This is a genomic window from Rhodococcus sp. FW305-130, from assembly GCF_058788335.1.
Genome location: NZ_JBYTAP010000003.1, coordinates 43,052 through 64,257, shown reverse-complemented (window position 1 = coordinate 64,257; position 21,206 = coordinate 43,052). Strand labels below are relative to the sequence as shown.

Genomic DNA, 21,206 nt, shown 5'->3' with positions numbered 1-21,206 from the left:
AGAGTATTCAATACCTCGGGTATTGACAAGCTCTTTACTTTCGACAAGATCAGGACTCTTTCGTGACCACTACGCATCCGGCACACGCCGCACCAGACAACAGCTCCACCCACGACGAACACCACCACGACAATCTGCTCGTGAAATACGGCGCACCCAAGGTGATGGCCGCGCTGTTCGTCGGCGTGCTCCTGCTGCAGATGGGCTTCATCCTCAGCTACGTCGCCGCCTTCCATCAGCCGACTCCGCGAGACATCGAAATCGCGGTCATCGCCGATCAGGGCACACCGGACGGCATGGATCAGCAGATCGCCGACAAACTCAATGCCATCGACGGCAGCCCGCTCGACGCTCAGGTGGTCGACAGCACGGCGACCGCTCGCCGCATGATCAACGACCGCGAGATCCAGGGCGCGTTTGTCATCAATCCGGCCGGACCGGACACCCTGATCACCGCGAGCGCGGGCGGCAGCTCCATCGCGACATCACTCGAAGCGGTGTTCACGAAGGTCGAGGCGACGCAGGACCGACAGTTCGTCGTCCGCGACGAGATCCCCGTCGGAGCGCACGACAACCGCGGCCTCTCCGGCTTCTACCTCTCGGTCGGCTGGGTCGTCGGCGGCTATCTCCTTGCGGCAGCCATCGGACTGTTCATCGGTGCGCCGAAGACCCTCCGCCAGGCAAGCGCGCACACGGGCGTGATCGCGATCTACTCGATCATCTCGGGAGCCCTCGGCGCACTCATCACCTCACACGTGCTCGGAACTTTCGCGGGCCACTGGTTCCCGCTGTGGATCCTGGGAACAGCCGTGGTGTTCGGCACCGCCATGTTCACACTCGGATTGCGCGCTGCCATCGGCGTTCTGGCAGTCCCGCTGGCTATCGCCGTCTTCGTGATTCTCGGCAATCCCAGTGCGGGAGGCGCATTCGGCTCCAACGTGATTCCCTCGTTCTATGCCGCCATCGGCCGATGGATCACACCTGGCGCCGGCACCGAAGGCGTGCGGAGCATCGTCTACTTCAACAACGTCGGCGTCGGCCAGCCTGCTCTGACGCTTTTCCTGTACGCGCTGATCGGTGCGGTCATGCTGTTCGGCTTCACGATCCGTCGTAACCGAAAGTCCACCGACACGACGCCGACTCCAGCTGTGGCGAACGCCGACTAGTCCTAGTCTGAACTCATGACGAGCCTCCTCCACCCCAACGCCTCGCACGTCGCCGAAACACTGATCTCACGGGGTCACCACGGCGTCATCGTCACGCAGCCCGAAGCCACGCACACCGCGGCCGAGGCAGCGGCGGCCGTCGGGGTGGAGGTAGGCGCGATCACCAAGTCGCTCGTGTTCCTTCTCGACGACGACCCGGTCCTACTGCTGGTCTCCGGCGCACATCAGGTCAATCTGAAAGCCACCGGCGAACGCCTCGAAGGCAAGCTCACGCGGGCGCCGCTGGAAATGGCGAAGTCGGCAACGGGCCAGCCGATCGGTGGGGTCGCTCCGCTCGGGCATCCCACCAACCTGCCCACCTACATCGATACCGCCCTCGAGCAGTACCCCGAATTGTGGGCTGCTGCCGGGCACCCGAACACGGTCTTTCGCACGACGTACTCCGAACTCCTTCGAATCACGGCCGGCCTCGCCGTCGACATGGACTGACGCACTTCAGCCAACCCGGTCCGAACCCACTCAGACGTGCGTCCACCTATAGTTGGACGCACCATGTGCACTGCAACCAGGACCCCGGCCGGTAACCACTGGCGTCGACGACACGTAGATCTGTGCCGCACCGACGCATGTCTGTGTATGCCGAGCGCAGTCACCTCGACCACACCGCACACCTCGAGTTCCAGCCGGAGAGTTCCCGTTGTCTGACAAGCCGAATGCCGTTTCCAGCCACACCACCCCCGACGTCCCCGAAGTAGCAGCGACGCCCGAGTTGTCCACCGGCATCTGCGCCGGTGACTACCGTGCAGCGCTTCGCCGCCACCCCGCCGGTGTCACCGTCGTGACCCTCGATTCGGGTACCGGCCCGGTGGGTTTCACCGCCACCTCGTTCTCGTCCGTCTCCCTCGAGCCGCCGCTCGTCTCGTTCAACATCGCGGAGACGTCGTCGAGCATCAATGCACTCAAGGCCGCCGAGTCTTTGGTTATCCACCTTCTCGGCGAACATCAGCAGCATCTGGCCCAGCGCTTTGCGCGTAGTGCCGATCAGCGTTTTGCAGACGAGTCTCTGTGGGCAGTGCTCGACACCGGGGAGCCGGTTCTGCACGGCACCCCCAGCTGGATGCGCGTCAAGGTCGACCAGTTGATCCCTGTCGGCGACCACACGCTGGTCATCGGACTCGTCACGCGGGTTCACGCCGAAGAGGACGACGAATCCGCTGCCGCACCGCTGCTCTACCACGAGGGCAAGTACTACCGCCCCACTCCGTTAGGTCAATAGACAACTGTGCGCCTTTATTAACCGCCCGCGGTTAATAAAGGCGCACAGCAAGTTACAGCGCTACGTACTTGGTATCGAGATACTCGTCGATACCCTCGGTTCCGCCTTCACGGCCGAAGCCCGATTCCTTCACGCCACCGAACGGCGCCGCAGCATCGGAGATCGCGCCGCGATTGACGCCGACCATGCCGGTGTCCAGCTTGGCCGAGACGCGCATCGCACGGTCGATGTCGCGGGTGTAGAAGTACGCCACGAGGCCGTACTCGGTGTTGTTCGCAGCCGCGATCGCTTCGTCTTCGGTGTCGAAACCGACCACTGCCGCAACGGGTCCGAAGATCTCTTCCTTCAGCAGGCGCGCATCGGCGGGCACCTGATCCAGAACGGTCGGGGTGAAGAAGAAGCCGGCTCCTTCGGGCGCCGATCCACCGGTGCGAACGCGAGCGCCCTTGGACACGGCGTCGTCGACGAGTCCGGTGACGGTTGCGAGCTGCTTGGTGTTGATCAGCGGTCCGATGTTGGTGCCCTCGGCGTCACCGGCGCCCACCTTCAAGGCCGCAACCTTGGCGGTGAACTTGTCGGTGAACTCCTCGCGCACCGAGTTGGCGACGTAGATGCGGTTGGCCGCGGTGCAGGCCTCGCCGCCGTTACGCATCTTCGCGAGCATTGCGCCGTCGACAGCTGCGTCGATGTCGGCGTCGTCGAAGACGATGAACGGTGCATTGCCACCGAGTTCCATCGACGTACGGAGCAGCTTGTCAGCAGCGTTGCGCACCAACAACTTTCCGACGCCAGTGGAGCCGGTGAAGGTGACCTTGCGCAGACGCGCATCTTCCATCAGCGGTCCACTGATGGAGGCCGCGTCGGACGTCGGGAGGATCGAGAGCACACCGTCGGGCAGACCGGCATCGGCGAACACCTGACCGAGGAGCTGCATGGTCAGCGGCGTGTCCTCGGCGGGCTTGACGATGATGGTGCAACCGGCAGCCAGCGCCGGTCCGATCTTGCGTGTGCCCATGGCGAGCGGGAAGTTCCACGGGGTGATCGCAAGGACCGGTCCGACGGCTTCCTTGGTGACCAGGATGCGACCGTTGCCGGCCGGAGCCTGCGTGAAACGTCCGCCGATGCGTACTGCTTCCTCGCTGAACCAGCGCAGGAATTCGCCGCCGTAGTTGACCTCACCGCGGCTCTCTGCCAACGACTTACCCATTTCCAGGGTCATCATCAGCGCGAAGTCCTCGGCGCGGGCGTGCAGCAATTCGAAGGCGGTGCGCAGGATCTCGCCGCGTACACGTGCCGGCGTGGCCGCCCAGTCTTCCTGCGCCGCAGCGGCGAGGTCGAGCGCACGGATACCGTCGGCAGCGGTGGCGTCGGCTACCTGGGCGAGTTCCTCACCCGTTGCCGGGTTGTAGACCGCAAAGGTCTTCTCGGCCGGGACGAGCTTGCCGCCGAGCCAGAGACCCTTGGGTACCGAGTCGAGAAGATCCGAGACGTTGGACATGTCAGTTCCCCTGTGCTGCAGTGCGAATAGCGGTCTCGAGGACGGTCAACGCGTCGTCGAGCAGCTCTTCGGAGATGACCAGCGGCGGGAGCAGACGGATGACGTTGCCGTAGGTACCGCAGGTGAGGATCACGACGCCGGCAGCGAGGCATTCGGCGGCGATCTTCTTGGTGATATCGGCGTCCGGCTCCTGCCCACCGGGCTTGACCAGCTCGATGGCGAGCATGGCGCCGCGACCGCGAACGTCACCGATGACGTCGAGTTCCTTTGCCAGTGCGTTCATTCGGCCGACGACGGTCGACTCGATGGTGCGTGCGCGGCCACAGAGGTCGAGCTCGCGCATCTGGTCGATGGACGCCAATGCAGCGGCGCAGGCGACGGGGTTACCGCCGTAGGTGCCACCGAGGCCGCCGGGGTGGACGGCGTCGATGAGCTCGGCGCGGCCCGTGACAGCGGCGAGCGGCATGCCGCCTGCGATGCCCTTGGCGAGAGTGACCAGGTCGGGGACGATACCCTCGTGATCGCTGGCGAACCAGGCGCCGGTACGAGCGAAGCCTGCCTGAACCTCGTCGGCGATGAAGACGACGCCGTTCTCCTTGGCCCACGCGACGAGCGTCGGGAGGAATCCTTCTGCGGGAACGATGAATCCGCCCTCGCCCTGAATGGGCTCGATGAGGATGGCGGCCGTGTTGGCAGCACCGACCTGCTTCTCGATCATCGTGATGGCGCGCTGTGCGGCCTGCTCACCCGTGATCTTGGAGCCGTCGACGTTGAGGCCCTCGCGGTACGGGTAGGACATCGGGACGCGGTAGACCTCGGGGGCGAACGGACCGAAGCCGCTCTTGTACGGCATGGACTTCGATGTCAGTGCCATCGTGAGGTTGGTGCGGCCGTGGTACGCGTGGTCGAAGACGACGACTGCGTCGCGACCGGTTGCGTGACGGGCGATCTTGACGGCGTTCTCGACGGCTTCTGCGCCGGAGTTGAACAGCACGGAACGCTTCTCGTGGTCACCGGGGGTGAGCTCGGCGAGACGCTCGGCGACCTCGACGTAGCCCTCGTACGGAGCGACCATGAAACAGGTGTGGGTGAAGTGCGCGACCTGATCCTGAACTGCGGACACGACGGCCGGGTTGGAAGCGCCGACGCTGGTCACCGCGATACCGGCACCGAGGTCGATCAGCGAGTTGCCGTCGACGTCGACGATGACTCCGCCGTCTGCGTCGGCGACGTAGACCGGGAGGGTGGATGCGACGCCGGCGCCGACGACCTTCTTACGGCGTTCGGCGAGCGCAGCCGAGCGCGGGCCCGGGAACTCCGTGACGATGCGACGCTCCTGCGGAAGCCGGTATTCGATTGCACTCATGTGACCACCCTCTCGGTTGTGTATTGCATTCGAGTATGCGACGCGCGAAGCATCGCAAGCACTGCCGAAATGGATACCCGAAGCTTCAGGGCTACTCCATATCGGCAACGACAGCTAGCCTGGATCAGGTGACGGTTCCGATCTCGTGGCTCTTGCGCCAGAAACACCTCTCGCTGGCTCTGCTCACCGACCGAGCAGCTGCCACCCACCCCGTCACGTTTGCGCAGGCCACAGAGCTGACGGACCCCACCCCGTGGCTTTCCGGCGGCGAATTGGTGCTCACCACCGGGCTGGCACTGGTGGGCGCGGACGCCACCGACTACAGCGAGTACATCGACCGTCTGGCCGCCGCAGAAGTATCGGCTCTGGGATTCGGGACCGGCCTTTCCCACGAGAGTGTGCCCGCAGACCTGATTGCCGCCGCCCGCAGTCGCGGGCTCCCCCTGCTGGAAGTGCCGTTCACGACCCCGTTCGCGGCGGTCACGCGCGCGGTGATGACCCGTCTGAGCCAGCAGGAATACGAATCGGTACTCCGCGCGGCAGAAGTACAGACACGCATCACCCGCGTTGCGCTGCGCGGAGGCGTGTCTGCCATCGTGCGTGAACTGGCCACGGCCACAAAAACTTCGGTGGCGTTTGTCGGAGATCGGATCACCGCGGTGCATCCGGCAAACCAGAAGTCGTTGATCACCGAGGTTCGCGCGGTCGCGGCGACCACCCGCGATCCCAACGCTCCGGCGTCGATCTCGCAGAGCACACCCGAACGGACGCTGACACTGTCCCCCGTCGGCGTCACCGACAGCTGGCACGGCTACCTCGCAATGGCGGGCGCCGGGCCCCTGAGCAATATCGACAGAGTGTTGCTCGGGCATGCGGTCTCGCTGCTCACTCTCGAACTCGAGAAACCGGTTCGACTACGGGCCGAGCGAACTCGACTCAACGCCATGGCTTTCGGGCTCTTACTCGACGGCCGAATCCCCGAGGACGGTGTGCCGTCGTACTTGGACGAAGCGAGCGATACGCACGGCAATGTCCGTGTCGTCCACGTTCGCGGATCCGGACTCGGCCCTGTTCTTCGCGAACTCGACAACGCTCTCGCGCGAGCAGGCCGGCCGTTGTTCGCGCAATCCGAGGACGGTTCGCTGACCGTCCTCCTTCGCGGAACCGACACAATCGACACTGCCAAAACACTACTGGCGCAGCTCTCCCCCACCGAGGCGAAGACGGTGCGTGCCGGAATCAGCACCCCTCACCGTCTTCTGGACGCACCGCGCGCACTCGTCCAGGCCCGCGCCGCGGCCAATCTCACGACGGCCACTGCCCGCATTCTCGAGTTCGACGCTCTGAGTGGTTCGACGATTCTGGCATCCGAGCCTGCCCGTGAGGCACTGATCGCAATGGCTGCGGACACCATCCCGGTGCTGACGGAACACGACCAGGCACACGGGACCGCGCTGGTCGCGTCTTTGCGCGCCTATCTCGAGGCGAACGGCCAATGGGAATCGGCCGCAGCCGAACTCGGTGTTCATCGGCACACCCTCCGAGGTCGCATCGCACGCATCGAGGAACTGCTGCAATGCGACCTCGGACAGGCCAGGGTCAGAGCCGAACTGCTGCTATCGCTACTCGCCTGGGAGGGTCGCTGAACGCTCCGCGGCGTGCACCGAAGCGAAACTGGACGCACCGCGAACGAGTAGTTCGAGTTCGGCGTCGACCGTGCAGAGACGGGCGGTGTCCAGCGCTCCACTGCGGCTCACGCTCGACATCAAAGCCGTGAACCGGCGCACCGCTTGCGGATTGGCGGCGGTCCACAACTCGACGACCTCCGGAATACCTTCTCCGAGCGCTCCGGACACGAGGTCCGCGAAACGCGCCGTCAACCTGGCGTGGACGGCAGCGCTGCCCATGACCTCCCAATGCGAGGCACCGACGGCAACGTCGACGCCCCCGAGAACGTCGCCCAGATCGAGGGTGTCGGAGAGTTCCCGGTAGATCGCAGCCGCGGCCTGAACCGTCGTATTCTCCTGCAACGCAATGTCAGCCAGGGCGAGCGCCCCGAAAGACGCCTCGATGCGGTCGCTGGCCGACAGCCCTTCGGTGAGAGCCCGCACCGGCGCGGCCCATCGATCGATGTCGGCTCGCGGGTTCACGGTGAACCGGCCGGCTGCTCCCGGACGACGCAACACCCAGCTCATCTCGGATTCCAACAACTGCTGCAAGCGATCGAGAGCCTGCAACTGCTCGGTGGCGCGCAGCTCCGAGTTCAAGATCTCGCGCCGAAGTTCCTCGGTGCCGAGCACTTCGCTGACCACTGCGTAGGCCAGAGCCGCTTCCGGACTGTGGACTCCGAGGTGTTCCTCCAGCCGGAACAGCACGCCGGGTCCGACGCGGTTGACCAGTTCGTCGACCACCGAGGTGATGATGATGTCGCGGCCCAACCGATGTGCGCGGACCGCGTCCGGTGCCGCCTCGACGACGGAGAGCGGGAAGTACTGCGGGAGACGATCGGCGAAGATCTGATTGTCCGGGACGGTCGACGCCCCCAATTCCGCCGTCAGCACGTTCTTCGACTGCGCCACCAGCACAGCAAGTTCCGGACGGAGTAGGCCCTGCCCGGCTCGCGCCCTGACCGCCAGCGCCTTGGCGTCCGGCAATGATTCTTCGAGGCGCTTCATCGCGCCCGCCGAGACCAGGTTCTCGATCAACCGTTCGTGCTGATCGAGTAGGGCGGGAGCGCGGTGCTCGGCCAGGCTGATCGCGAGGGTCTGATCTTCACTGGCCTCGAGTACCGATGCGGCTACCTCGTCCTGGGCCGCCGCGAGTAGTTCATTGCGCGAGGTCGCGTCCAACTCTGCGAGTGCGATCTTGATGTTGACCTCACGGTCCGAGGTAGCCACGCCTGCCGCGTTGTCGATGAAGTCGGCGTTGATTCGTCCTCCGCCAGCGGCATATTCGATGCGGGCACGCTGGGTGAAACCCAGGTTGCCGCCCTCACCCACCACGGTTGCACGCAACTCGTCAGCGCTGACGCGAACTGCGTCGTTGGACGGATCGGCCGCGTCGACGTTGCTTTCGGTCGACGCCTTCACGTAGGTACCGACGCCGCCATTCCACAACAGGTCCACCGGAGCGCACAGGATCGCTCGGATCAGTTCCTGCGGAGTCAGCTTCTCCTCGGCGATACCGAGGACCTGACGCGCCTCGAGCGGAAGGCGGATCGACTTAGCGCTACGCGGCCAGACGCCACCACCAGGCGACATCACGGTGCGGTCGAAGTCGTCCCAGGACGAGCGCGGCACGGTGAAGAGGCGAGCGCGTTCGGCAAACGTCGTCTCGGTGTCGGGGTTCGGGTCGATGAAGATGTGGCGGTGATCGAATGCCGCGACCAGACGGATCTTGTGCGAGAGCAACATTCCGTTACCGAACACATCGCCGGACATGTCACCGATGCCCGCGACGGTGAACGGATCGGTGTCGACATCGAGGTCGCGCTCGGCGAAGTGGCGTCGAACCGCTACCCAGGCGCCGCGAGCGGTGATGCCCATCGCCTTGTGGTCGTAGCCGGCCGAACCGCCGGAAGCAAAAGCGTCGCCGAGCCAGAAACCACGTTCGACGGCGATGCCGTTCGCGACGTCGGAGAACCGTGCGGTCCCCTTGTCCGCCGCCACGACGAGGTAGGAGTCTTCACCGTCGTACTCGATTACTTCTGCCGGGTGCACCGCTGCGCCGTCGACGATGTTGTCCACCACGTCCAGCAAGCCGCGGATGAAGGTGCTGTACGACTCCTGCACCTGCGCCGGGGTCGGTGACGACGTGCCCCGAACCACGAACGCACCCTTGGCTCCCGAGGGAACGATCGGCGAATTCTTCACGCTCTGGGTCTTCATCAGACTCAGAGCCTCGGTGCGGAAGTCCTCGTATCGATCCGACCAACGCAGGCCACCACGGGCGACGGAGGAGCTACGCAGATGCACGCCTTCGACATTGGGTGCGCTGACGTAGATCTCGCGGAAAGGAACTGTCTTCTGCGGGGTGGAGAGCAACTGCGAGTCGATCTTGAACGACGCGTACGGCAGCGGTTCGCCGGCCTCACCGCGCAGGTACCAGTTGGTGCGCAGAGTCGCCTGCAAGAATGAACGCACACCGCGCAAGACGCGATCCTCGTCGAGAGTGTCTGCACCGTCGACTGATTCGTCGATGGCCGCCGCCGCGGTGGCCACGGCCGTCTCACGCGAACCTGCTACTGCGGGATCGAAACGCGCGGTGAAGAGTTCGATTGCCTGCCGTACGAAGAGCGGCTTCGCTGCCAACACTCCGACGATGTAGCTCTCGGACAACCCGATACGAGCCTGAGCGAGGAAACGGCACGCAGCGCGCAGCAACTCTGCGTCGCGCCACGTGATGTCTGCTCGTCCGATCAGACTGGAGAATGCGTCCATACGGGTCTGTCCGGCGATGACGGCTTCGAAGGCGTCCGCCATCTTCTCGAGCGCACTGCCGTCGAAGGTGCTCGGCTCGAAGGTGAAGTAGTGTGCCGAACCCAGAACGGTCGGAAGCGGGCGGTGCGTCGAAACTCGGAGTCCGAGGGACTCGAAGTTCTCGCACAGATCGGAGAGGGAGGGCTCTCCGGACGGCCACAGCACCACACAGGTCAGATCGTCACTGTTCAGGGCATCGCTGTTCGAGTCGTCGCCCTGACGGAAGACGAGTCGCTGGCCCGCTGCTGCCAATTCGGCGACCAGTTCGAGCGCCGGGTCACCGGATCGATCACCGCCCGCGGGTCTCGATTCTGCAGCTGCGGTTTTGGTCGCCGATGATGTGCTCGCCATTGAACACCCTCCTGGAAATTATTGGATCCGAACACTTTCCAGTGTTGCGTGGATCACCGGAAAGAGGTCGTGCCCGATAGGAGTACCAACCCCTATCGGGCACGACATTTCGGCAGTTGCGGTGAGCTCAGTCGCCCAACCTGATCGGAGCGAGCTCCTCGAACACGTCGCCGGGTCCGGGATTCTCGGTAGGCGCAGCGCCGCCGAGATGGTTGACGACGCCCCATACCGCGTTGATCGCGGTCTGGATCGCGCCCTCGGCCCAGCCGGCAGTCCACGACACGTCGTCACCGGCGAGGAAGATTCCCCGATGACGCGGTTCGAGATCATTCTGCACGAAGTGAGAGAACAGGCGCTCCTGGTACCGGTAGTGCCCCGGAAGGTTCGCCTTGAACGCACCCATGAAGTCGCGCTCGGTTTCCCACGACAGCGTCACCGGGCTCGAGATGATGTGGCTGCGGAAGTCCACGCCTGGGTAGATCTCTTCGAGCGAACGCAGCATTATGTTCATGCGCTCGGTGGCATCGAGCGCCAGCAGCTTCAGCGAATCGTCCGACCAGGTGTACGACAAGCAGATCAGGCCTGGCTTGCCCTCGCCTTGATCGAGCAGGTAGGTGCCGCGACTCATACGGTCGGTCAGTGTCATCGACACCGAATCACGGCCGGTCACGGGATCCTTGTCCTTCCAGAACGGGCGGTCGACGAGAACGAACACCTTGGTCGAACCCATGTAGTGAGTTCGCTCGATCGCAGTCCAGTGGTCGATCGGGAACAGATCGTCGTCACACCTGATGTTGTTCAGCAGCATCCAACTCTGCACTGTCACAACGGCACTCGCATATGTGCGAATGAAACCTTCGGAGTCCGTGACCGTGATGTTGCCGGGCTCGGTACGCCGGAGTTCGGTGACGCGGGGACGCGTCTCGCCGTCGTTGAGCGAAGCGACCGTCGTACCGGCAGGCCAATGCGCCATGTGCTCCGGGGCGCGGTTCCACAACCGCATCGGCAGCTGCTGCGATCCACCGACGATGCCGCGGTGGTCGTCGTCGGCGGCCGTGATGACCACACGAAGGATTTCGAGGATCGAGTTGGGGTAGTCGGTATCCCAACCACCCGTACCGAATCCGACCTGCCCGAACACTTCCCGCATATGGAAGGACTTGAAGTGCTTCGACGCGGCGAGGAATCCGTAGAACGTCTGGTCGTCGTAGCGCACCACGAGGTCGTTCCAGATCCGCTTGATCTCTGCGGTGTCGCGGTCACGAATGGCCTGCTGCAACGGAATCAGATCGGCGTGCTCTTCGAGAGTGCGCTGCCAGGCTTGCGCCACCTCTGTGTAGATCGGCGGCAGATCCTCGAGAGTGTGCGCGTAGTGGCTCTCACCCTTGAGATCGATGACGGTGCTCGGCGTGACCTCGGCAAGGGGATTCGGGAACTCTTCGGTCTGCAGACCCAGTTCGTTCAGATAGTGGAACAACGTCGTCGACGACGGTGGGAAACGCATTGCGCCCATCTCGGCGACAACCCCGGGGTGCCCGTCGAACTCGACCGACCGCATCCGGCCACCGATCTGATCAGCTTCGTAGACAATCGGTTTGAGACCGACCTTGAGCAACTCGTAGGCCGCGATCATGCCGGAGAGTCCACCACCGATCACGGCAACTTCTGTACCCAGTGCCAGATCGGGCACCGAGCCGAGTCCCGCCGGACTGGAAACGTAGTCGTCGTACGGGAACGGAAAATCCGGCCCGAACATCGTGAGGGGCGGCTGCTTGCCGGGTTCCGAGGAACTGTCCGGAGCTACTGGGATGGTCATCTACGGTTCTCCTTGGAGACAGTCGTGACAGAAAGGTCTGGATACAGATCGAGGCGTCGATCGTCGAGATGCGTGTTGAGGGTGCGCGATTGCGAGACGGTGGCGGCGGCGATATCCGCGAAGAGTAATTCCTGGCCGCCCCCGGCCCGCGCCAACTCGGCACCGTCGGGTGCGATGGCGCACGAGAGACCGCAGTAGGTCAGCTCGGTTTCGGCGCCGCAGCGGTTGACGTAGGTGACAAACATCTGACTCTCGTATGCGCGGGCCGGAACCACTTGCTGCGCAATGTGTTCGTACGGAGTCATCAACCCCGTCGGCACGATGAGCCATTCGGTACCGGCGTCGGCATGGGCCCGAACCGCTTCGGGAAATTCCACGTCGTAGCAGATCAACAATCCGCAGCGGATGCCCTCGAAATCGAACCCGACCACCAGGGTCTCACCTGGCCGGAAATGTTCGCGGTCGAGCGTGCCGAACAGGTGTGTCTTGCGGTAGTGCGCAATCGAAGTGCCATCGCGGTCCACCACCTGCACGCTGTTGTAGACGTCTCCCCCGTCGAGTTCGGGGTAGCCGTAGACGACGGCGATGCCTGCACTTCGAGCAATCTCGGCGACGGAATCGAAGATCGGGCCGTCGGCCGGCTCCGCGCGCAGCGACACCAGTTCGCCGATGTCGTAGCCGGTTGCGGACATCTCCGGCGTCAGCAGGATCTTCGCACCGGATGCCGCAGCCTCGCGGGCAGCGGTGTCGATTGCAGCGAGGTTGAACTCCACCGACGCAAAGGTGTCCGGGGTGGTGAGCGGACCTTGGAACAGGCCAACTCGAACTGAATCGACATGCATGGTGCGCTCCTTCAGGAGTTCCGTGACGCCAATTTTCGACGGTGTGTGTGACGGGGACAACTACCAGCGTGACGGGTGCCGCCAATCATGTCAACTCTTGTTTCCTAAGAATCAACATTCACAGATTCGGGTCTCACGAAGGCGACGCGCGTGGCCCTTCCGGCAATGCCGGATTCAAGACCCACAGAACCTTCGCCAGAACCGAGCCTTCGGCCTGAAAACTATGGTTGTGCGTCGGCGTGAACGTGAAGGAATCGCCCGCCGCAAGCACGACGTCCTCGGCATCGACGGCCTCACCGTTCGGATCCGTCCGACCGCCCTCGAACGAGACCCGCAAGCCGCCCTCCAGCACGTGCACGAAGTTCACGTCGATCGGCAGACTGTAGAACTCCTGACCACTTCCGCCGCCTGGTTCCAGCTCGCCGAGCAGCACCTGAATTCGACGCTCGTTGGTAGGCGTGAGCAGGTACTCCGTCATCTTTTCGCCACCGAAGCTGATTTGCGGCATGGCGTCGGCGCGGACTACTTCACCGGCGGACGCATTCTCGAACAGGGATCCGACGGGGATCTCGAGCACCGCGCACACCTTGATCAGGGTCGCCACCGACGCGTTGACGTGATCGCGCTCGAGTTTCGAGAGATACCCCTTCGTCACACCACAGGCCTCGGCCAGGTCGTCGAGGGTCAACCGCTTCGATTGACGTGCCGCCTTGAGCCTCGCCCCGATGCGCGGTCCGACCGGCTCGACCGCTTCCTTCGCCTTGGCCACTGAACCCACTCCTTCACGACCGCCGTGTCCCTTTCAGGAAACAGGGGTTGACAACCGAGCCTCTTGAAGAAACCATACTTGCTCAGAGAGCTACATCACTGAAGGGCGCCCGGTGTGCGCCGAATCGAGAGCAGGGACCTCTGCACATGGCTACCAACAACCCCGGATCGTTCATCGGACCCGTCGACGCCACGCGCGTCCCCCGCTACGCCGAGCCGACCACTTTTGCGCGTCTGCCGCGCCTCGACGAGGTCTCGCGCGCCGACGTGACAATCCTCGGCATCCCCTTCGATTCGGGTGTCAGCTACCGACCCGGCGCTCGGTTCGGTCCGGGGCACATCCGCGCTGCGTCGAAGCTGCTGCGTCCGTACAACCCCGCGCTCAAGGTCTCGCCCTTCGCCAACCAGCAGGTAGCCGATTTCGGCGACATCGGCGTCAACCCCTTCGACATTCAGGAAGCTCTCACGACGGTTCAGTCCGCCGTCACCGACCTGCGCGCCGACGGTTCCTCCGTGCTCACGCTCGGCGGCGACCACACCATCGCACTTCCGATCCTGCGCTCACTGGCCCGCGATCACGGCCCGATCGCCGTCCTGCACTTCGACGCTCACCTCGACACCTGGGACACCTACTTCGGTCAGCCTTTCACCCACGGCACCCCCTTCCGCCGCGCCAGCGAAGAAGGCCTGATCGACATGGAGCGTTCGCAGCACATCGGTATCCGTGGACCGCTCTACAGCGAGAAAGACCTCGAAGACGACCGCGTCCTCGGCTTCCAGGTGATCCGCAGTGACGACTACGAGGTCGACGGCGTCGCCAGCATCGTCGAGCGCATGCGTAAGCGCCTCGACGGTGGCCCGGTGTACGTCTCCGTCGACATCGACGTGCTTGATCCCGCACACGCTCCGGGTACCGGAACACCCGAAGCGGGCGGCATGACCTCTCGCGAATTGTTGAACACACTGCGCGGGTTGGTGGGACTCAACGTGGTCGGCGCCGACATCGTCGAGGTAGCGCCGGCGTACGACCACGCCGAGATCACCGGTATCGCAGCGGCTCACGTCGCTTACGAGTTGCTGTCGGTGCTCGCACTCAATCGCTGAAGCAGCACAACGGTATCCGTGGTGTGATGCATCTCGGGGTTCGCGGGAAGATCACGTTCCCGCGACTCCGAGACCAACACCTTCCAACCATCGGTGAACAGCGACTCCACGTATTCGGGTGTATGCAGCATTGCCCGATGATGTTCGGTGGGCGACTCGTGGGGCGAGTGGCCCACGATCAGCAAATGCCCGCCGGGCGCGACCAGATCTCCGAGAGCACGGAACAATTCCCCGCGCGCGGGTTCGAGCATGTGGAAGAACTGCGCGGACACCAGATCGAACGAGCGCCCCTGCGGATCCCACTTCGTCAGGTCGGCTTCCAGCCATTCGATGTCGACGCCCTCGCCCTCGACGTGAGCCTGGGCGCGGCTGAGCGCAACCGACGATATGTCGGTGCCGGTGACCTTCCACCCGCGACGTGCCAACCACAAAGCGTCGGCGCCTTCGCCGCAACCGACGTCGAGTGCAGTGCCCGGTTCCAGGTCGGAGGCTTCGGCAATCAACTGTGGGTTGGGATTTCCGCTCCAGCGCGCGGGGCGTTCCTCGTACAGCGAGTTCCAGAACTGTGCGTCCGCCTTGGCGTACGGATTCTCGGTGGTTTCAGAGTTTTCGTGGTGATTGTGGTGTTCGTGGCTCATGCACCCAGGATGAACGACCTTCCACAACCCACGCAACCATCTTTGCCGAAACAGCAACTTCTCCATTTCGACGCTCTGCTAACGTCACGCTTCGTGGCAGGTGGATTTCCCGTGTTTCGTCTCTACTGCAACTCGGAGGGCTCACACCTTTTGTGTTGTGCGCATTTCCCCGAGTTCAGCGGTTCGAACGCGGACGAAGAGTTCACCACCCAGCAGAGTTTCGACCGCGCAGTCGAGAAGATGCTGCGCGAAGCGTCCTTCGAACCGACAACCCTGACGTTGGTGGGCGAGCAACAGGGATATCCAGTCGGAGACCACCTGTTCGATGCGACGGTTCCGCGAACCGGCAGAGTCTCCTTTGCCTTTCAAGAAGCCGGACCGCCGTGGATCGTTCTCGGCCTCGATGTTTCTTCTGAAAAATTCTGGTCCGAGATCGACGAAGACGAAGATCTCCTCGCCCTCGGCCCGATCTCTCCGTTGACGTCGGTCCCTGCCGTTGTACTCACTGCAACCGGGTGGCCACGGCAAAATGACCTCGACTCACCGTGACCTGAACTGGTTCATCACCCCGGTTCTCGTGAGATCGAACAAAAATCGGCATGATTTTCGTGAAGATCGACCGAGATGCCCGTCACGTCCTACGCCAAGATTTAGCGGTCACACTCGACCGCGCCCTCTCGAATTTCGCTCGGGCCCTGGCTCCTTCACGGAGGCACAATGAAACACCGCTCTTATCCGGCACTTGCAACGGCCGCGGGGCTCGCACTCGTGTTGTCGGCTTGCAGCTCGGGAGACACGTCCTCGGGCTCCGACGGCGGTGAACCTCTGACAGACGGAACCTTCCGTTATGCGTTGCAAGCCGATCCGGGTGCACTCAACCCGATCATGTCCGGCTCCGCGGCAACCGCTGACATCTCGAGGCTGGCCTACGACTCCCTGGTCTACCAGGATCCGGACACCAGTGAATTCAAACCGTGGTTGGCAGAGAAATGGGAAGAGACGCCGACCTCCGCATCCTTCACCATCCGCGAGGGAGTGACCTGTACCGACGGGTCGACGCTGAACGCGCAGACCGTCGCGAACAACATCAACTTCGTGGCCGATCCGGCCAACGGTTCACAACAACGCGGCACCACGGTCCCCGTAGGCGCTTCGGCCACTGCCGATCCCGCGACCCGCACCATCACGGTCACCACTCCGGCGCCGAGCCCCTTCCTCCTCCTCACGGTCAGTCGCCTCCCGATCATGTGCGACGCCGGACTCGCGGACCCGACCGCCTCGAACAAGAAGTCTCTCGGTTCCGGCATGTTCGAAGTCACCGAAGTCGCCGCCAACGACCACTACACGTTCCAGCGTCGTGACGGCTACAACTGGGGCCCCGACGACACCACCTCCGACACACCAGGTGTCCCCAAGACCGTCATCGCTGTCATGGCACCCAATGTCAGCACCGCCGCAAACCAGCTTCTCTCCGGCGAACTCAACGCATCTCCGATCGCCGGTCCGGACAAGGACCGGATCGAAGCCGCCAATCTGGACTCGATCAATCGCCCGATGCCGTCCGGTCAGATGTACTTCAACCAGATCGCGAACAATCCCACCAGCGATCCCGCCGTTCGCAAAGCACTCGTCCAGGGAGTCAATCTCGACGATCTGGCAGAAGTTATCACGGCCGGCCAGGGCACCCGCGCAACAAGTCTCGTCGGTATAGAGCCCCGCGCCTGCGTGTACGACTCCGTCACCGGCAACATTCCGGACTACGACGTCAGCGCAGCGAAGGCAACCTTGGACGCGGCCGGCTGGACCGCCGGGTCGGACGGAAAACGAAGCAAAGACGGAAACTCGTTGACACTCCGCCTCTTCTACGCAGGAGGCGAAGAGGCTCGCAGCGCAGCAGCCGAACTCGCTCAATCTGCATGGTCGGATCTCGGCGCAAACGTCGAGGTAACGGGAGCCGACCAGACCAAAGTTGTCGACGTCATGCTCAGCGGTAAAGACAACAATCAGTGGGACATCGCATGGATCCAGATCAACAATTCGATTCCCAGCGGGTTCACCCCGTTCTTCACCGGACCTGCTCCGGCAGCCGGTAAGAATTTCTCTTCGATCAACAACCCCGCCTACGAAGCAGCGGTGGCCAAGGCTTCCGGGTTGACCGGCGACGCAGCGTGCGCAGAGTGGGCAGACGCCGAGTCGCAGATCACCAAGACGGTGTCCGCGGTGCCGTTCGCGAATACGAACATGAGCTTCTACTTCAACAAGGCCGGGCTCGCATTCGGTAAGTCCTTCATCGGGTCTGCACTGCGTCTCTACCAGTAGTCCGATCGATCGATACCCTGTGGCAACGAGATATGTCAGATCAGTGCGATCTGACGTATCTCGTTGCCACACCTATCGTCTCGTTGTCCAGCTCGACGTAGGTCAGCTGAGGAATCGTGGACGCAAGTTCCGTGAAAGCCCATTTCGCAACGTTCTCGAATGACGGACGGAAATCGAAAATCTCCGGCCAGACACCGCTCGCCAATCGCTCGGCGCACCGATCGACAGACTCGTCGAGAGCGTCCGTGTCGACAAACCATCCACGTTCTCCGAGTTGGTCGTCCTCGAACGAGAACCCGACTCGCATCGTCACGCGAAATCCCTCGACGGGCATCAGCGGCGGCAAATTCTTTGCGTCCCGCACGGGTGCCGGAAGCCGCCGGAAACCCTTGCCTCACAGCGAATGTACGACGGATCTCGATGCTGAACATGACGACCACGGTATCAATGTTCGTCGAGCACAGTTCTACGAGCGAACGAGCCTCGCAATCGCGTCGGTCGCTTCCTTCACCTTTGCCTCCGCCTCGGGACCACCGTCAACGGCAGCTTTGACGACGCAGTGGCTGATGTGGTCCTCGAGCAGCCCCATGGCCACCGCGTGGAGAGCCTTGGTCATCGCCGAAACCTGCGTGAGAATGTCGATGCAGTACTTGTCCTCGTCGACCATGCGCTGCAGGCCGCGGGCTTGACCCTCGATGCGACGCAGGCGCCCTAGGTAGTCGTCCTTGGCGGTGATGTAGCCGTGGGAATCACCCGTGCAGCACACATCGCCGGTCGTATCATTGCCCGGGGCACTGCTTGGAGCGTTGCCCACTTCTGTCGCTTCCGACATTCGATGTCCTCCTGTTCGTCAACGCGTGACTTCGCAACAATTCTCGTTACCGGGGCGATGTGCGGATACTCTTCGACTTCCGTTGTCTTGCAGAGCAATCACTGCGCACATCGCCACGCATTTCGCTACTGCACGAACAGATGGGTGCATGGTGATCGCCCATGCCCGTTTTCCCGTTGCTGCGAAACTCATTCGGTCTCAGTGCCCGTGGTGCGAGTGGCTCGAGTGTTCGGCCCCAGGCGTGGTCGCATTGTCGGCAGTCAGAGTGAATTCCGCCGTACGCACCACTTCGCCATGTTTGAAGTCCAGGAACAACCGGTAGTCCTCAGCGCTCGGCATGTTGGCGTAGAAGGTGATTGCCGGTCCAGCCGGCGTGACACCGTCACCCGGATGACCATCCGGATGCACATGGAGATAGGCGAGGTCGGAGGCACGCAACGCGACCAGATGCCCGTACGCGGCAAGGTAGGGCTGCAAGTCTGTGACTGGGATTCCGTCACGACTGACCGAGAGCGTGAGCTTCGATGTCTGGCCGGCATGGGCCGCGCCTTCGAGAGAGACGGTATAGCCGTCGACCGTCGTGACGGCAGCAGCGGCGGGCAACGGCCGAGGATCATAGGACCCGGCGACGCGTACATCCGCACTCAGCGTCATTCCGTCACCCCCGTCCGGGGTGAAGTCAGCGAAGACTCGGTAGTCTCCCGCGTGATCGAAATCGACTGACACACGCCAGTTTCCGTTCTCGTCCAATTCGGGATGCACGTGTTGGAATCCGGTCAGGTCCAGACCGACCACGATCAGATGCAACTGCTTGTCGTGGGTGTCGGTGTACCTGGTCAACGGAGTTCCAACCGAATCCAGGATCCGGAACTGCAAGGGGACATGGCTGCCGACGGCCGCCTCCGACGTTGCCAATTCCAGTGTGTAGCCGTTGCCGCTGAACATCTTGCCCTCCAAAGTTTGGGTCGGCAGCACTTCCGTTGCCGTCTGCGTCGGGTTCGACACTCCTTGAATTCGAACCTGTTGCAATTTGTACCATACCCCCCTAGGGTATGCAACGAACTACTCGAACACCCTGAATTCACTCGAAGGAGATCCGATGCGCATCTACGCAGAGCGCCGGCCGAATGAGTTCCAAGAACAGCATTTCCCCGCGCACCTCAACGAAGCGCTGCGCCGATGTCGCCCAGGCTCGCTTTCGACACCCCCTGACCACACGAGCATCACCTATACCCCGTACAGGTAAGGAACTCAGAATGTCCACACAACCGAAATCCACCCGTAAGTGGTGGGCGTTGGCGTTGATCGCCGCCGCTCAGTTCATGGTCATCATGGACACCTCGATCATCGGTGTCGCTCTCCCCCAGATGCAGAGCGATCTCGGCTTTTCCCAGGAAGGCCTGACCTGGGTCTTCAATGCGTACGTCATCGCATTCGGTGGGCTACTCCTCCTCGGCGGCCGCCTGTCCGACCTGTTCGGCGCCCGCAGAGTGTTCTCCGCTGGTTGGCTGATCCTGCTGATCGGTTCCGTTGTCGCCGGTGCCGCCGGTAACGTTGCCGTCGAACTTGCGGGCCGCGCCGTTCAGGGTGCCGGTGCCGCACTCATCGCACCATCGGCGCTCACCTTGCTGATGATGCTGTTCGGCAGCACGCAGAAAGAGATGACCAAGGCGCTGTCCATCTACGGCGCTGCCGCCCCGGCAGGCGGTACGGCCGGAGTGTTCCTCGGCGGCGTCATCACCGAATACACCAGCTGGCCTTGGGTGTTTTACCTCAACATTCCCATCGCCGTCATCGCGCTGATCGCTACTCCCCTCCTGATGCCGAACGCACCGGCACGTACCGGGTCGATCGACTTCCTCGGCGCACTCGCTGTCACCGCAGGTCTTGCTGTCGGAGTCTTCGGCATCGTCAGAGCACCTGATGTCGGATGGGGATCCGGGCAGACGTGGCTGGCGCTCGCCGTTTCGGCCGCTCTGTTGGGTGCATTCGTGTTGATCCAGTCCAAGCGTCGGGAACCTCTGGTGCGTCTGGGAATCTTCAAGGCGCCCAACCTCGGTGCCGCGAACATCGCTCAGCTCGTCCTCGGCGCTGCCTGGATACCGATGTGGTTCTTCCTGAACCTGTACCTGCAGCAAGTGCTCGGATACAGCGCCTTCCCGGCCGGTGCGGCGCTGCTGCCGATGACGATCTTCGTCATGCTCGGCATGGTCGTCGTGGCACCACGGGCCATGGCACGCTTCGGTGCAAAAGCGATGATCGTGACCGGATTGCTGGTACTGGGAATCGGTTTGGGTTGGATGTCGTTGATCCGGCCCACCGGCAACTTCTGGGTCGACGTACTGCCGGCGTCGCTCGTGGCTGCGGCAGGTATGACGCTGGCGTTCATTCCCTCACTCGGTACGGCGATTTCGGCTGCACGCCCGGAAGAGGGCGGATTGGCTTCCGGCATCGTCAACGTCAGCTACCAGGTCGGCTCGGCTGTCGGCCTCGCGGTGATGACCGCGATCGCAGCAGTGTTCGGCGCTGATCAACTCGGTGACCTGACGGAGTTGACGAACGGTTTCTCCGCCGTGTTCCTGGGAGCAGCCGCCATCGCAGTGGTGGGCGCAGCAATCACCGCGGTCGTGATGCGGTCGACCAAGGTCGACGATCCTCGAACCGTTCAATCCACCGTCAATTCTTGACCAACTCCGGTGGTGGGTTCGGCCGGCTGTCACCAGCCGAACCCACCACCGGCGGAACCACTTAG

Annotated in this window: 18 protein-coding genes; 8 read left to right on the top strand and 10 right to left on the bottom strand. The window is 63.1% G+C overall.

Annotated features, from left to right (window positions below):
• Positions 1-62 precede the first annotated feature (62 nt).
• From AC3WQS_RS10300 to dszD, 3 genes are all read left to right on the top strand, one after another.
• Entirely contained in the window at positions 63-1,166 is a 1,104-nt protein-coding gene (locus tag AC3WQS_RS10300) for a membrane protein (protein WP_003941129.1), read from the top strand.
• A 15-nt stretch (positions 1,167-1,181) separates the two neighbouring features.
• On the top strand, positions 1,182-1,655 hold the full coding sequence (locus tag AC3WQS_RS10295) for a YbaK/EbsC family protein (RefSeq protein WP_019746727.1): 474 nt from the start codon (positions 1,182-1,184) through the stop codon (positions 1,653-1,655).
• Between the two features lie 208 nt (positions 1,656-1,863).
• Complete coding sequence (dszD, locus tag AC3WQS_RS10290) at positions 1,864-2,442, top strand: NADH:FMN oxidoreductase DszD (RefSeq protein WP_003941189.1); 579 nt, start codon at positions 1,864-1,866, stop codon at positions 2,440-2,442.
• 52 nt (positions 2,443-2,494) lie between these two features.
• Here dszD and AC3WQS_RS10285 read toward each other — a convergent pair whose 3' ends face one another.
• Entirely contained in the window at positions 2,495-3,940 is a 1,446-nt protein-coding gene (locus AC3WQS_RS10285; RefSeq protein WP_020968315.1) for an NAD-dependent succinate-semialdehyde dehydrogenase, read from the bottom strand.
• A 1-nt stretch (position 3,941) separates the two neighbouring features.
• Positions 3,942-5,306: a 4-aminobutyrate--2-oxoglutarate transaminase gene (gene gabT / locus AC3WQS_RS10280; RefSeq protein WP_007727077.1), complete on the bottom strand. Its 1,365-nt coding sequence runs from the start codon at positions 5,304-5,306 to the stop codon at positions 3,942-3,944.
• A 128-nt stretch (positions 5,307-5,434) separates the two neighbouring features.
• Here gabT and AC3WQS_RS10275 point away from each other — a divergent pair, with 128 nt between their 5' ends.
• Positions 5,435-6,952, top strand: a complete 1,518-nt coding sequence (locus AC3WQS_RS10275; RefSeq protein WP_019746725.1) for a PucR family transcriptional regulator — start codon at positions 5,435-5,437, stop codon at positions 6,950-6,952.
• Here AC3WQS_RS10275 and AC3WQS_RS10270 read toward each other — a convergent pair.
• From AC3WQS_RS10270 to AC3WQS_RS10255, 4 genes are all read right to left on the bottom strand, one after another.
• Positions 6,929-10,135 (bottom strand): NAD-glutamate dehydrogenase domain-containing protein, encoded by a 3,207-nt coding sequence (locus tag AC3WQS_RS10270; protein ID WP_492712767.1) that lies wholly within the window; start codon positions 10,133-10,135, stop codon positions 6,929-6,931. The genes AC3WQS_RS10275 and AC3WQS_RS10270 overlap by 24 nt on opposite strands.
• A 127-nt stretch (positions 10,136-10,262) precedes the next feature.
• Entirely contained in the window at positions 10,263-11,951 is a 1,689-nt protein-coding gene (locus AC3WQS_RS10265; protein ID WP_020906039.1) for a flavin monoamine oxidase family protein, read from the bottom strand.
• The gene (locus tag AC3WQS_RS10260) at positions 11,948-12,793 is read right to left on the bottom strand and encodes a carbon-nitrogen hydrolase family protein (RefSeq protein ID WP_487760942.1); all 846 of its coding nucleotides are present in this window, start codon (positions 12,791-12,793) and stop codon (positions 11,948-11,950) included. The genes AC3WQS_RS10265 and AC3WQS_RS10260 overlap by 4 nt, the downstream gene beginning before the upstream one ends.
• 133 nt (positions 12,794-12,926) lie before the next feature.
• A complete protein-coding gene (locus AC3WQS_RS10255; protein WP_020968310.1) occupies positions 12,927-13,562 on the bottom strand; it encodes a helix-turn-helix domain-containing protein in 636 nt (211 codons plus the stop codon).
• Positions 13,563-13,708: 146 nt separating this feature from the next.
• Here AC3WQS_RS10255 and speB point away from each other — a divergent pair, with 146 nt between their 5' ends.
• The gene (speB, locus tag AC3WQS_RS10250; protein WP_003941134.1) at positions 13,709-14,665 is read left to right on the top strand and encodes an agmatinase; all 957 of its coding nucleotides are present in this window, start codon (positions 13,709-13,711) and stop codon (positions 14,663-14,665) included.
• Here the strand turns inward: speB and AC3WQS_RS10245 are convergent.
• A complete protein-coding gene (locus AC3WQS_RS10245; RefSeq protein WP_020968309.1) occupies positions 14,629-15,303 on the bottom strand; it encodes a class I SAM-dependent methyltransferase in 675 nt (224 codons plus the stop codon). The genes speB and AC3WQS_RS10245 overlap by 37 nt on opposite strands.
• Before the next feature lie 111 nt (positions 15,304-15,414).
• Between AC3WQS_RS10245 and AC3WQS_RS10240 the strand changes: the two genes are divergently transcribed.
• Entirely contained in the window at positions 15,415-15,852 is a 438-nt protein-coding gene (locus tag AC3WQS_RS10240) for a hypothetical protein (protein WP_487760943.1), read from the top strand.
• 168 nt (positions 15,853-16,020) lie between these two features.
• Entirely contained in the window at positions 16,021-17,622 is a 1,602-nt protein-coding gene (locus AC3WQS_RS10235) for an ABC transporter substrate-binding protein (RefSeq protein WP_492712768.1), read from the top strand.
• Between the two features lie 40 nt (positions 17,623-17,662).
• Here AC3WQS_RS10235 and AC3WQS_RS10230 read toward each other — a convergent pair whose 3' ends face one another.
• From AC3WQS_RS10230 to AC3WQS_RS10220, 3 genes are all read right to left on the bottom strand, one after another.
• Positions 17,663-17,929 (bottom strand): 6-carboxytetrahydropterin synthase, encoded by a 267-nt coding sequence (locus tag AC3WQS_RS10230; protein ID WP_258537507.1) that lies wholly within the window; start codon positions 17,927-17,929, stop codon positions 17,663-17,665.
• Between the two features lie 159 nt (positions 17,930-18,088).
• The gene (locus AC3WQS_RS10225; protein ID WP_020968305.1) at positions 18,089-18,454 is read right to left on the bottom strand and encodes a metal-sensitive transcriptional regulator; all 366 of its coding nucleotides are present in this window, start codon (positions 18,452-18,454) and stop codon (positions 18,089-18,091) included.
• A 198-nt stretch (positions 18,455-18,652) separates the two neighbouring features.
• Positions 18,653-19,459 carry a DUF8832 domain-containing protein gene (locus AC3WQS_RS10220; protein ID WP_024487558.1) on the bottom strand — a complete coding sequence of 269 codons (807 nt, stop codon included), beginning with the start codon at positions 19,457-19,459 and terminating at the stop codon, positions 18,653-18,655.
• 251 nt (positions 19,460-19,710) lie between these two features.
• On the opposite strand from AC3WQS_RS10220, the gene AC3WQS_RS10215 reads away from it, so the two are divergent.
• The gene (locus AC3WQS_RS10215) at positions 19,711-21,141 is read left to right on the top strand and encodes an MFS transporter (RefSeq protein WP_020968303.1); all 1,431 of its coding nucleotides are present in this window, start codon (positions 19,711-19,713) and stop codon (positions 21,139-21,141) included.
• Positions 21,142-21,206 lie beyond the last annotated feature (65 nt).

Bases quoted from the DNA above. Each gene is read 5' to 3' on its own strand.
- AC3WQS_RS10245 (WP_020968309.1), bottom strand. From the start codon at position 15,303: ATGAGCCACGAACACCACAATCACCACGAAAACTCTGAAACCACCGAG.
- AC3WQS_RS10235 (WP_492712768.1), top strand. From the start codon at position 16,021: ATGAAACACCGCTCTTATCCGGCACTTGCAACGGCCGCGGGGCTCGCA.
- AC3WQS_RS10285 (WP_020968315.1), bottom strand. From the start codon at position 3,940: ATGTCCAACGTCTCGGATCTTCTCGACTCGGTACCCAAGGGTCTCTGG.
- speB (WP_003941134.1), top strand. From the start codon at position 13,709: ATGGCTACCAACAACCCCGGATCGTTCATCGGACCCGTCGACGCCACG.
- AC3WQS_RS10270 (WP_492712767.1), bottom strand. From the start codon at position 10,135: ATGGCGAGCACATCATCGGCGACCAAAACCGCAGCTGCAGAATCGAGA.
- AC3WQS_RS10260 (WP_487760942.1), bottom strand. From the start codon at position 12,793: ATGCATGTCGATTCAGTTCGAGTTGGCCTGTTCCAAGGTCCGCTCACC.
- AC3WQS_RS10215 (WP_020968303.1), top strand. From the start codon at position 19,711: ATGTCCACACAACCGAAATCCACCCGTAAGTGGTGGGCGTTGGCGTTG.
- AC3WQS_RS10265 (WP_020906039.1), bottom strand. From the start codon at position 11,951: ATGACCATCCCAGTAGCTCCGGACAGTTCCTCGGAACCCGGCAAGCAG.
- gabT (WP_007727077.1), bottom strand. From the start codon at position 5,306: ATGAGTGCAATCGAATACCGGCTTCCGCAGGAGCGTCGCATCGTCACG.
- AC3WQS_RS10295 (WP_019746727.1), top strand. From the start codon at position 1,182: ATGACGAGCCTCCTCCACCCCAACGCCTCGCACGTCGCCGAAACACTG.
- AC3WQS_RS10230 (WP_258537507.1), bottom strand. From the start codon at position 17,929: ATGCGAGTCGGGTTCTCGTTCGAGGACGACCAACTCGGAGAACGTGGA.
- AC3WQS_RS10225 (WP_020968305.1), bottom strand. From the start codon at position 18,454: ATGTCGGAAGCGACAGAAGTGGGCAACGCTCCAAGCAGTGCCCCGGGC.